Below are 12,299 nucleotides of genomic sequence, written 5' to 3'. Positions count from 1 at the left end.
TGCGGCCTCGCGCCGTTTCTGCCCGGCAATGGCGCGCGACACACAGGAACACAGATGAAGCTCTACGGCATTCCCAATTGCGACACCGTCAAGAAAGCCCGCACCTGGCTGGCTAACAAAGAAGTCGCCTACGACTGGCACGATTTCAAGAAAGACGGCGTCACGCCCGAACTCTTGACCAGCTGGATCGGCAAGATCGGCTGGGAGCCGCTGGTGAACAAGGCCGGCACCACCTGGCGCAAGCTCGACGACGCCACCAAGGCGAGTGTCGTCGATGCCGATTCCGCCATTGCCGTGATGCTCGCTAATCCATCTGTCATCAAACGGCCGGTACTTGACTACAATGGCGGGGTTTTTGTCGGATTCACACCCGAACGCTACGAGGCATTGCAGAAATAATGGCTGTTGAATCAAACGCTCCGGCGCAACCGGACCCCACGCTGGCACTTACGGTCCAGCTACTGAAACAAGCATCCGTCACGCCGGACGACGCCAACTGCCAGCAGATCATGGCAAGGCGACTGGAAGCCCTCGGTTTCAAGATCGAGCCGATGCGCTTCGGCGATGTCGACAACCTGTGGGCACGCTTGGGCGATGCCGGCCCGGTGCTAATGTTCGCCGGCCATACCGACGTCGTCCCCACCGGCCCGCTCGACCGCTGGCACTCCGACCCGTTCTCGCCGGATATCCGCGACGGTCACCTGTTCGGGCGCGGCTCGGCCGACATGAAAGCCTCGCTCGCCGCCTTCGTGACTGCGACCGAAGCCTTCCTCGCCAAGAATCCCAAGCCGAAGGGCTCGATCGCCTTCCTGATCACCTCGGACGAAGAAGGCCCGGCGCACGATGGCACCGTCAAAGTGGTCGAAGCGCTCAAGGCCCGTGGTGAAGCCATCGATTACTGCATCGTCGGCGAACCGACCAGCGCGGAAGTGTTCGGCGACACCATCAAGAACGGCCGCCGCGGCTCGCTCTCCGGCCACCTGACCGTGCATGGCGTGCAAGGGCATATCGCCTACCCGCACCTCGCCAACAACCCGATCCACCTGATCGCCCCGGCCTTGGCCAAATTGGCCGAGACCGAGTGGGATAAAGGCAATGCCTACTTCCCGCCGACCACCTGGCAAGTCTCGAACCTGCACAGCGGCACCGGCGCGACCAACGTCATTCCCGGCACGGCCGAAGCCTTGTTCAACTTCCGCTTCAGCACCGAGAACACTGCTGACAGCCTGAAGGCCAAGGTGCATGCGATTCTCGATGCGTTCGATTTTGACTATGAATTGGCTTGGTCATTGTCTGGCGAACCCTTCCTCACCGATCACGGCCAGCTGATCCATGCGATCAAGGGCGCGGTGAAAGACGTGGTCGGCTTCGAGCCACAGCTCAACACCACCGGTGGCACATCGGATGGTCGTTTCATCGCCAAGCATTGCCCGGAAGTGGTCGAATTCGGCCCGATCAACAAGACCATCCACAAGCTCAACGAGTGCGTGGCGGTCGAGGATGTGCCGAAGCTGTCGCAGGTTTATCTGGGTGTGCTGGAACGGTTGATCGCCTGATCGAACGTTTGGCTCTCAGAGCCTGTTTGCGATCGAGCAAAGCACCTGAGCCTGGGGCGCAATCCCCGCAGGGCATTGCGCCGTAACGAACTTGGCCCTTTGCAAGCACCCTCACCCCCAGCCCCTCTCCCGTAAACGGGCGAGGGGAGGAAAACACTAGCATCGCAACACGAAACACCATTGCTGCATCAACCCAAGTCACCCTCTTCTTCAAGAAGAGGGCCGGGGAGTAGATGGTCTGCCCCCCTTTCAAAAGCGCCCCGCCAGACAGTCCGGCACGGGGGGGTCGGGGATCGAGTGTTTGAGGGCTTTAGCCCGAGTTTTCGATTCCCGCCCGTGACGGGCTGGCTGGCGGGGGAATCTGGCGCTTGCGACAGACGCTTTTGCAGGGTCGCCTTTCTTGGCTTACTTTCTTTGGCGAGACAAAGAAAGTGAGTCGGCCCGCGGGACGAACTCCCGCTGTAACGCCTTTAACCGCGCCATAGGCGCATAACTTTATCGCCTAACTCAACCCTTACCGCCGCACCCCAAGCCGATAACTCGTCTGCTGCCGATACATCTCCCCCGGCCGCAAGATCGCCCGCTCGGCATCCGCCCCATTCACCTGATCCGGATACGCCTGCGCCTCCAGGCAAAAGCCATCGTGCGAGCGGTAATCGCGCCGGCCAGCAACGCCGTCCAGAAAGTTGCCGGTATAGAACTGCAAACCGCGCTCGCTGGTCGCCACGGTCAGTTCACGGCCGGAGGTCGGGTCGTAAACAGTCGCGACGGGCCGCAGTCGATTGGCCTCGCCATTCAGGCAATAGCAATGATCGAAGCCACTGGCGAGCGCCAACTGCCCATCCGGCCAATCCAGCCGCGTACCGATGGGTGCGGGCTGGCGGAAATCGAATGCACTACCCGCCACATCAACCTGTTCGACCGGAATGGAAACACTGTCGATCTTGAGATATTCGTCGGCGTCGATCTGGATCAGATGATCGCCAATGCCCGCTTCGCCGCCGTTGAGGTTGAAATAGGCGTGTGACGTCAGATTGACCGGCGTCGCCGCATCGCTCACCGCGCAGTAATCCAGCAGCAGCGTGCCCTCGTCATCGAGCCGGTAGCTCACTTCGGTGTGCAAGGTGCCGGGGAAACCGGCATCGCCTTCGGGCGACACCAGCGACAAATGCAAGGTATCGCCTTCGGTCTTGGCATGCCAGCGACGGTGATGGAAGCCCGTGTGCCCGCCATGCAGATGCGTTTGGCCCTGATTCTGATCCACCTGATAATCCACGCCATCCAGCGTAAAGCGGCCATCGCGAATCCGGTTGGCCCAGCGCCCGACCACGCTGCCGAAGTAGCAGCTGTTGTCGCGATATTGCGCTTGCTCGTTCCAGCCCAGCAGCACATCAGCCATGCGCCCGGAGCGATCGGGGGCGAACCAGTTGACCATCGTCGCGCCGAGGTCGCTGATGGTCACTCGCATGCCTTGGGCATTGCGCAGGGTGTACAGGGTAGCGTCGCCCCATGGGGCGGAGGTAATGGGGAAGGCAGTCATGGTTAGCATGTTGTTTTTGGTGGGAGTTTAGAGAAAGGTCATCGGCTCAGGAGAGCGAGCCGGCGGATGCCACCAGCTTGCGGGCAAGCTGGCGATCCAGATATTCCTTGGGCGTGCAGCCGAGTTCGCGCTTGAACACCGCGTACATGTATTGCAGCGAGGTAAAGCCGCAGCGCACGGCGATGTCGGCGCTGCTGGCATTGTCCTGTTCCAGCATGGTCTTGGCGATATCGAGTTTGAACCGCAGGATTTCCTGATGCACGGTACAGCCGAGTTCGCGGCGGAAATAGCTTTCCAGCGATGAACGCGACACGCCCACATAATCGGCCACCTGTTCGGTCTTGATGCCCTGGCAGGCGTATTGGCGGATGTAATGGCGGGCACGCATTACATAAGGGCTGTTCAATGGCTCGTGCTTGCTGGAGGCCAATACGTTAATACCCACCGGCGGCACCAGAATGCGCGTCGCGGATAAACGCGCGCCGTGCAGCATCTGGTGCAACAAGTGCGCGGCGGTACGGCCCATTTCCTCGGTGCCCTGCGCCACCGACGACAGCGGAATACGCGTAAGCGTGCGCGCCAGTGGATCGTTGTCGATGCCGATCAGCGCCACTTCTTCCGGCACCGGAATACCCGCCATCAAACAAGCCTGCAGCAACTGCCGCGCCCGCGCATCGGTGACGGCGATGATGCCGACCGGCTTGGGCAACGCCCGCACCCATTCGGTCAACGCCTCCACCGCCGTATTCCATCCTTGCGCACTGGTGGCCGAGCCGCGATAGATGCTGGGTTCGACACCATCGCCCACTAGTCCATCAGACTCCAATAGCTTGCTGAATGCCTTTTCCCGTTCCTGCGCCCAATGGTTCTGCGGCGATTCGGGCAGGCTGTAGAGCGCGAAGCGGGTCAGGCCGGCCTCGATCAGATGGTCGTAGGCAAGGCGGATCAGCTTGAAATTGTCGGTGGCGATATAGGGCACGCCCACCGGGTAATCACGTTCGTTTTCATATGAGCTGCCAATGGCGACCACCGGCAAACGGCTGTGGCTCAAGACCTCGCGTACGGCCGGGTCGTCGAAATCCGCAATGATGCCGTCGCCCGCCCACTGCTCGATACCGGAAAGCCGGCAGCGGAAGTCCTCTTCCAGAAACAGATCCCACGCCACGCGGGTGCTCGAAAGATACGCGCCGATGCCGGTAATGATTTCGCGGTCATAGATCTTGTTGGCGTTGAACAGGAGCGCGATGCGGTGCGTGGTCGGTGATGGCATGAAAGAACTCCAGGGCGTTCGACGCATTCTAGGCTCGCATGCCCCGTGCATGGGCACACTAAGCAGAATCACTCACCCGGCTGGCGGATTTCGTAATTGTTGGGCGGCGACTACGGCTGGCAGCATGCGTCCATGTTTCGAGCTGTTAACAAAACCCTGCTGGCGTTGTTGTGCTCGCTTGTCGTACGACTTGTACTGCCTGCGCTTCGCACGCCTAGCCAGCACCGCTACGCTGGGTTTTGTTAACAGCTCTGAGCCCTCCCCCAATTCGCCGGAGCCATCTCCCATGTCCTACTTCGAATCCATCGCCCCCATCCGCTTTGAGGGCACCGAGACCACCAACCCGCTCGCTTTCCGCCACTACAACGCGGACCAGTTGATCCTCGGCAAGCGCATGGATGAGCACCTGCGCATCGCCGCCTGTTACTGGCACACCTTTGTCTGGCCGGGTTCGGACGTGTTCGGCGTCGGCACCTTCAACCGTGCCTGGCATCAGGGCGGCGATGCGCTGGAGCTGGCCCGCAAGAAAGCCGATGCCGCCTTCGAATTCTTCGCCAAGCTCGGCGTGCCCTACTACACCTTCCACGACACCGACGTCGCCCCCGAGGGCAGCAGCCTCAAGGACTACCGCAACAACTTCGCCGCCATGGTCGACGTGCTGGCGCAGAAGCAGGAAGAAACCGGCATCAAGCCACTGTGGGGCACCGCCAACTGCTTCTCCAACCCGCGCTACGCCGCCGGTGCGGCCAGCAATCCGAATCCGGAAGTCTTCGCCTACGCCGCCGCGCAAGTGCGCAGCGCCATAGACGCCACCCAGCGTTTGGGCGGGGCGAACTACGTGCTGTGGGGCGGTCGCGAAGGCTACGAAACACTGCTCAACACCGACTTGAAACGCGAACGCGATCAACTGGGCCGCTTCATGCAGATGGTGGTCGAGCACAAGTACAAGCTCGGTTTCAGCGGCGCGATCCTGATCGAACCCAAGCCGCAGGAACCCACCAAGCACCAGTACGACTACGACAGCGCCACCGTGTACGGCTTCCTCAAGGACTTCGGGCTGGAGCGGGAGATCAAGGTCAACATCGAAGCCAACCACGCCACGCTGGCCGGTCACAGCTTCCAGCACGAAATCGCCACCGCTGTATCGCTCGGCATCTTCGGCAGCATCGACGCCAACCGCGGCGACCCGCAAAACGGCTGGGATACCGACCAGTTTCCCAACAGCGTCGAAGAAATCACGCTGGCGACCTACGAAATCCTCAAGGGCGGCGGCTTTACCACCGGCGGCTACAACTTCGACTCCAAAGTCCGCCGGCAAAGCCTCGCCCCAGCCGACCTGTTCCACGGCCACGTTGGCGGCATGGATGTACTGGCATTGGGGCTGAAAAACGCTGCCAAGATGATCGAAAACGATCTGCTGGCGCAGTACAAGACGCAACGCTACGCCGGCTGGGATGGCGGCCTTGGGCGCGGGATTCTGGGCGGTGAATATTCGCTGGCCGCCTTGGCGGAACATGCCACGGCCAGCAATCTGAACCCGCATGCGGTCAGTGGCGAACAGGAGCGGCTGGAGAACGTCGTCAACCGCTACATCTACGGCTGAGTGCCGCTCACCTTCTTCCTTGGGATACCGGTCTCACGCAAGGTACCGGTGTCTCCTTCACAACGCGCTCCCATGGGCGCGTTTTTTTATGCGGCGGGATCTGTGCCAAGCAGCGCACTTCCCTCTCCCTAGCCCTCTCCCATACGTGGGAGAGGGAACAAATGCCGCACAGTTCGAACGCCGCGCCATCCCCCATTTGCAAAAAAACATGACCTCGCTCGGCGGATTTTGTAATTGCTGCACATCTGACTACAAGCGAACCTGTCTGCAACGGTGCAAGCCCCTCTTGAACGCACCAAACCAGAGCATTCGCCCATCATGTTTATCGGTATCGACCTTGGCACTTCCGGCCTGAAAGCCATCCTGCTGCAACGCGATGGCACCGTTGCCGCCAGCGCCACCGCCCCCCTCGCTGTATCCCGCCCGCAGCCCTTGTGGAGCGAGCAAGACCCGGCCGATTGGTGGGCCGCGTGTGAAACCGCACTGGGCCAACTCCTTGCTTTGGCGGCGGCACAAGGCATTGCCACCAGCTGCATCGAAGCCATTGGCCTCACCGGCCAGATGCACGGTGCCACGCTGCTGGATCAGCAAGGGGCGGTCTTGCGCCCGGCCATCTTGTGGAACGACGGCCGTGCCTTTGCCGAATGCGAGGAAATCGAGCACCGCGTACCGGCCGCGCGCACCATCGGCGGCAACCTGATGATGCCCGGCTTCACTGCCCCCAAATTGTTGTGGGTCGCCAAGCACGAACCGGACGTCTTCGCTCGCACCGCCACGGTGCTGCTGCCGAAAGACTACCTGCGTTATCAACTCACTGGTGACTACGCGACCGATCTATCCGATGCAGCCGGCACGCTCTGGCTGGATGTCGCCCGGCGTGACTGGTCTGACGAACTGCTCGCCGCCACCGGCCTAAGCCGTGGCCACATGCCCAAGCTGTATGAGGGCAACCAGATCACCGGCCGCCTCAAACCCGCCATCGCCGCCCGTTTCGGCCTGGGTCAAATCCCGGTGGTGGCCGGCGCGAGCGATAACGCCGCCGGGGCCATTGGCGCGGGCATCGTCCGGCCCGGTCAGGCCATGTTGTCGCTCGGCACGTCCGGCGTGTACTTCGCCGCCAGCGACGGCTTTCGCGCCAATCCCGACTGCGCGGTGCACAGCTTCTGTCATGCGCTGCCCAATACCTGGCATTTGATGTCGGTGATGCTTAGTGCCGCCGCCTGCCTTGATTTCACCGCCAGTATCGCCGGCTTTGCCGATGTCCCTGCTTTGTTGGCCGCAGCTGAAGCGCGTGGTTTGCATGCGGCCACGCCGACCTTCCTGCCTTATCTGAGCGGCGAGCGCACTCCGCACAACAACCCGGCCGCCAAAGGCGTGTTCTTTGGCCTGACCGCCGCGACCACCCCGGCCGATCTTGCCAACGCCACGCTCGAAGGCGTCGGCTTGGGGTTGCTCGATGGCATCCAGGCACTCGAAGCCACAGGCGTGCAGCCAGATGAAATCACCCTGATCGGCGGCGGCTCGCGCAGCAGCTATTGGGCGCAGATGCTGGCCGACATTGCCGGCCGCCCCCTCACCCGCCGCGCCGGTGGCGAAGTCGGCCCAGCCTTGGGTGCGGCCCGGTTGGCGTGGTTGGCCGTCGAGCCCGGCGCCACGCTGAGCGATGTCTGCCCGACACCGGCATTGCAGGCGGTCTACACGCCCAACACCGAACGCCATGACTTCTTCCGCGACGTGCGCCGGCCGGTATTCCGCCAGCTGTATCGCCAGTTGCTGCCGCTGCTGCAAACCTGAACCGAGTTTCCCGGCGGAACCGGCTGTTCACCGCCCACCCGTGTCACGGGTGCCAGAGCAGCCCCCAAGCAATTCCCCATTCCAGGAGTCGAGCATCATGAAAAAAACACTGTTGTCGTCGTCGCTGTTGTCATCCTTGGTCGCCGCCAGCGCCACCGTAGCGATGTTCGCCGCCCCTACCGCCGCCTGGGCGGATGCGGCCAACCCGAAGATCGGCTTTTCGATCGACGATCTGCGCGTTGAGCGCTGGGCGCGCGATCGCGATTTCTTCACCGCCGCGGCAGAAAAGCTCGGTGCCAAGGTGTTCGTGCAATCGGCCGATGCCAGCGAACAACGGCAGATTTCGCAGATCGAAAACCTGATTTCACGCGGTGTAGATGTAATCGTGATCGTGCCGTTCAATGCCACCGTGCTCACCAACACCATCAAGGAAGCCAAGAAGGCCGGCATCAAGGTCGTGTCGTACGACCGGCTGATCCTGAATGCGGATGTGGATGCCTACATCTCGTTCGATAACGCCAAGGTCGGCGAGATGCAGGCCGAGGGCGTGCTCAAGGCCAAGCCAAAGGGCAACTACTACCTGCTCGGCGGCTCGCCCACCGACAACAACGCCAAGATGCTGCGCGAAGGCCAGATGAAGGTGCTCAAGCCGTATATCGACAAGGGCGACATCAAGGTGGTCGGCCAGCAGTGGGTGAAGGAATGGAATCCGTCCGAAGCGCTGCGCATTGTTGAAGACGCATTGACCGCCAACAACAACAAGATCGACGCCATCGTCGCCTCCAACGACGGCACTGCCGGCGGCGCGATCCAGGCGCTGGCGGCGCAGAAGCTGGCCGGCAAGGTGCCCGTCTCCGGTCAGGACGCCGACCTCGCCGCCATCAAGCGCGTAGTGGCCGGCACGCAGACGATGACGGTCTACAAGCCGCTGAAGCTGATCGCCACCGAAGCCGCCAAGCTGTCGGTGCAACTGGCCCGCAGCGAGAAGCCGACCTTCAACGGCCAGTACGACAACGGGGCCAAGAAGGTCGACACCATCCTGCTCAAGCCGACCGAACTCACCAAGGCGAATGTCGATGTGCTGGTGAAGGACGGGTTCTATACGCAGGCGCAGATTAGCGGGCAGTAAGGCCGGCTAAACCGAAAATCTTGAACCACTGAGGACCACAGAGCACACAGAGAAAACCAAAACCGATTGAGAGGGACACCTGTAGGAGCGAGCTTGCTCGCGATAGCAATGGTGACGAATTCAACGCCGCCATCGCGAGCAAGCTCGCTCCTACAAAAACCTCGCACTGGCCTTTCTTTGTGGATCGCTGTGCCCTCTGTGGTTCAAGACCTAGTTTTTGAATTTCGAGCAAACCCATGTCCGAATACCTGTTGGAAATGCGCGGCATCGTCAAGGAATTCTCCGGCGTGCGCGCACTGAATGGCATCGATCTCAAGGTGCGGCCCGGCGAGTGTGTCGGGCTGTGCGGCGAGAACGGTGCCGGCAAATCGACGCTGATGAAAGTGCTCTCCGCCGTGTATCCGCATGGCACGTGGGAGGGCGAAATCCGTTGGGAAGGTCAGCCGCTGCAGGCGCGTTCGATCCGCGAAACCGAAGCGGCCGGCATCGTCATCATTCATCAGGAGCTGATGCTGGTGCCGCAGCTGTCGGTGGCGGAGAACATCTTCCTCGGTCACGAGATCACCTTGCCCGGCGGGCGGATGAACTATGCCGCGATGTATCAGCGTGCCGACGAACTGGTGCGCGAGCTGAAGATGCCGGAAATGAACGTGGCGCTGCCGGTACTGAATTACGGCGGCGGCCACCAGCAGCTGATCGAGATCGCCAAGGCGATCAACAAACGCGCCAAGCTGCTGATTCTGGACGAACCCTCGTCCTCGCTCAGCGCCTCCGAAATCGCCGTGCTGCTCGACATCATTCGCGACCTGAAACAGAAAGGCGTCGCCTGCGTATATATCTCGCACAAGCTCGATGAAGTCGCCGCCGTCTGCGACACCATCAGCGTGATCCGTGATGGCCGCCACATCGCCACCCAGCCGATGACCACGCTGGATGTCGATCACATCGTGTCGCTGATGGTCGGCCGCGAGATCGATGCGCTCTACCCACCGCGTGAACATGATGTCGGCGAGGTCGTCTTCGAGGCACGCAACATCACCTGTTTCGACGTGAATCGGCCGGAGCGCAAGAAGGTGGACGACATCTCGTTCAGCGTGCGCCGGGGCGAGATCGTCGGCATTGCCGGCCTGGTCGGCGCTGGCCGCACCGAGCTGGTCTCCGCGCTGTTCGGCGCGTATCCGGGCAAGCACAGCGGCGAAGTCTGGCTGAACGGCCAGCAGATCGATGTTTCCACCCCGTTGAAAGCGATCCGCGCCGGCCTGTGCATGGTGCCGGAAGACCGCAAGCAACATGGCATCGTGCCGGATCTGGGCGTGGGCCAGAACATCACGCTGTCGGTGCTGGATCAATTCTCGCGCCGGGGCAAAGTCGATCAAGAGGCAGAGCTGCAGACCGTCCACGGCGAAATCGCCCGGCTGCGCCTCAAGACCGCCAGCCCCTTCCTGCCCATCACCGGGCTATCCGGCGGCAACCAGCAAAAAGCCGTGCTGGCCAAGATGCTGCAACCCAAACCCCGCGTGCTGATCCTGGATGAGCCCACCCGTGGCGTGGATGTCGGCGCGAAGTACGAAATCTACAAACTGATCATCGATCTGGCGGCCGAAGGCGTCGCCGTGATCATGGTGTCGTCCGAATTGCCGGAAGTGCTCGGCATCAGCGACCGCGTGCTGGTAGTCGGCGAAGGCCGGTTGCGCGGGGATTTCATCAATCAGGGACTGACGCAGGAAACCGTGCTGGCCGCGGCCATCAATGTGAACGCTATTCCGTCCAATCAACCTGCCGCTCCCGAGGAGGCCGTGGCGTGACCGCGCCCATACAACCATGAACAGCTCAACCCATACCGTCGCGCTCGACGCGCCCAAGTCCACCAATCCGCCCGCCAGCGGCCCGAACACAGCCCGGCTCAAGCAGCTGTTCAGCCAGTACAAGATGCTGGCGCTGCTGATCGCCATTGCGCTGATCTGGGCCTTCTTTGCCTGGAAGACACAAGGCGGTTTCCTCTCGCCACGCAACTTCTCCAACCTGCTGCGGCAGATGTCGATCACCGGCATGCTCGCCTGCGGCATGGTGTTCGTGATCATCTCCGGCGAAATCGATCTCTCGGTCGGCTCGCTGCTTGGGCTGCTGGGTGGCGTGGCGGCGGTGCTGGACGTGATCTACAAAGTGCCACTGCCGCTCAACATCGCCATCGTGCTCGGGTTGGGCGTGCTGATCGGTCTGTTTAACGGCTACTGGACCGCCTACCTGCGCGTGCCCTCCTTCATCGTCGGCCTCGGCGGCATGCTGGCGTTTCGCGGCATCTTGCTGGGCGTGACGGGCGGCCTGACCATCGCGCCGGTATCCGAAGGACTGGTGTGGTTCGGGCAGGGTTATCTCTCCACGCTGGTGGGCGACGGTCTGGCCTTGGCCATGTTCGCGCTGCTGGTCTTCATCACTTGGCGGCAGCGGCAGAACCGCACCAAATACGGCCTGCCACTCGCCCCGCTCTGGCGCGATGCGGCCAAGGTCATTGCCTATGGCGTGGGCATCGTCGCCTTCGTCAAAGTGCTGAACGCCTATGACGGCATCCCGGTGCCGGTGCTGATCCTGCTGGTGCTGCTCGGGGTGTTTACCTACATCGCCAATCAGACCGTGTTCGGCCGCCGCATCTACGCGGTGGGCAGTAATATGGAGGCCACGCGTTTGTCTGGCGTGAACGTGCAAGGCGTGAAGCTCGCCATCTTCGGCCTGATGGGTTTGATGTGTGCGCTGGCGGGTTTAGTGAACACGGCGCGGATGGCGGCCGGTTCGCCGTCGGCCGGCAATATGGGCGAGCTGGATGCGATCGCGGCCTGCTTCATCGGCGGCACTTCGATGCGCGGCGGCTCCGGCACCGTGCTGGGCGCGCTGATCGGGGCGCTGGTGATGGCCAGCCTCGACAACGGCATGTCGATGCTGGACGTGGATACCTACTGGCAGATGATCGTGAAGGGCAGCATTCTGGTGCTGGCCGTTTGGGTGGATGTGGTGTCGCGCAGCGGGCGGCGGTGAGCGGCCTTCGTCATGTAGCCCTGTAGGTTGGGTTGAGCGCGCTGTTCAGCCGGGAGACATAGGTAACACTTGTCGGGAGACATGGGTAACACCTTTTATGATCATCGCCTTACCATTCACAGGAGCAGGCGATGCCTTGGAAGGAGTATTCCACCATGTCCTCACGCCACGAATTCGTCTTGCTGGCCCAAGCCCCCGGCGCCAATGTCCGTGCGCTGTGCCACGCCTTCAACATCAGCCCCAAGACCGGCTACAAATGGCTGGCCCGCTTCGCTGAACACGGCGCCGCCGGGTTGCAGGATCGCTCCCGCCGACCCCTGCACTCTCCGGCACGCAGCAGCAGCGCGCTGGAAGCCCTGCTGTTGGCGCTGCATGAC

Annotated in this window: 10 protein-coding genes; 8 read left to right on the top strand and 2 right to left on the bottom strand. The window is 62.0% G+C overall.

Annotated elements, in window-relative coordinates:
* The first annotated feature begins 54 nt into the window (after window positions 1-54).
* Window positions 55-399, top strand: a complete 345-nt coding sequence (locus BR41_RS05305) for an ArsC family reductase (protein ID WP_035053855.1) — start codon at window positions 55-57, stop codon at window positions 397-399.
* Complete coding sequence (gene dapE / locus BR41_RS05300; protein WP_051710235.1) at window positions 399-1,556, top strand: succinyl-diaminopimelate desuccinylase; 1,158 nt, start codon at window positions 399-401, stop codon at window positions 1,554-1,556. The genes BR41_RS05305 and dapE overlap by 1 nt, the downstream gene beginning before the upstream one ends.
* Before the next feature lie 514 nt (window positions 1,557-2,070).
* On the opposite strand, the gene BR41_RS05295 is transcribed toward dapE, so the two are convergent.
* Together BR41_RS05295 and BR41_RS05290 are read right to left on the bottom strand one after the other, a co-directional pair.
* The gene (locus BR41_RS05295; RefSeq protein WP_211251672.1) at window positions 2,071-3,105 is read right to left on the bottom strand and encodes an aldose epimerase family protein; all 1,035 of its coding nucleotides are present in this window, start codon (window positions 3,103-3,105) and stop codon (window positions 2,071-2,073) included.
* 37 nt (window positions 3,106-3,142) lie between these two features.
* Window positions 3,143-4,366 carry a XylR family transcriptional regulator gene (locus tag BR41_RS05290; protein ID WP_035053849.1) on the bottom strand — a complete coding sequence of 408 codons (1,224 nt, stop codon included), beginning with the start codon at window positions 4,364-4,366 and terminating at the stop codon, window positions 3,143-3,145.
* 286 nt (window positions 4,367-4,652) lie between these two features.
* Between BR41_RS05290 and xylA the strand changes: the two genes are divergently transcribed.
* The 6 genes from xylA to BR41_RS05260 all read left to right on the top strand — a co-directional run.
* Window positions 4,653-5,969 (top strand): xylose isomerase, encoded by a 1,317-nt coding sequence (xylA, locus tag BR41_RS05285; RefSeq protein WP_035053845.1) that lies wholly within the window; start codon window positions 4,653-4,655, stop codon window positions 5,967-5,969.
* Between the two features lie 318 nt (window positions 5,970-6,287).
* Window positions 6,288-7,763, top strand: coding sequence for a xylulokinase (xylB, locus tag BR41_RS05280; RefSeq protein ID WP_035053843.1), 1,476 nt, complete (start codon window positions 6,288-6,290; stop codon window positions 7,761-7,763).
* 97 nt (window positions 7,764-7,860) lie between these two features.
* Window positions 7,861-8,892: a D-xylose ABC transporter substrate-binding protein gene (gene xylF / locus BR41_RS05275; protein WP_051710232.1), complete on the top strand. Its 1,032-nt coding sequence runs from the start codon at window positions 7,861-7,863 to the stop codon at window positions 8,890-8,892.
* Window positions 8,893-9,128: 236 nt separating this feature from the next.
* Window positions 9,129-10,697: a D-xylose ABC transporter ATP-binding protein gene (xylG, locus tag BR41_RS05270; protein ID WP_035053841.1), complete on the top strand. Its 1,569-nt coding sequence runs from the start codon at window positions 9,129-9,131 to the stop codon at window positions 10,695-10,697.
* 16 nt (window positions 10,698-10,713) lie between these two features.
* A complete protein-coding gene (locus BR41_RS05265; protein ID WP_084186850.1) occupies window positions 10,714-11,922 on the top strand; it encodes a sugar ABC transporter permease in 1,209 nt (402 codons plus the stop codon).
* Between the two features lie 131 nt (window positions 11,923-12,053).
* The coding region (locus BR41_RS05260; protein ID WP_156970569.1) for a helix-turn-helix domain-containing protein at window positions 12,054-12,299 on the top strand (246 nt) is incomplete at its 3' end.

This window comes from Andreprevotia chitinilytica DSM 18519, assembly GCF_000711875.1.
Lineage (GTDB): Bacteria > Pseudomonadota > Gammaproteobacteria > Burkholderiales > Chitinibacteraceae > Andreprevotia > Andreprevotia chitinilytica.
Note: the sequence above shows the minus strand (reverse complement) of the source record. Positions and strands in the feature narration are given on the sequence as shown.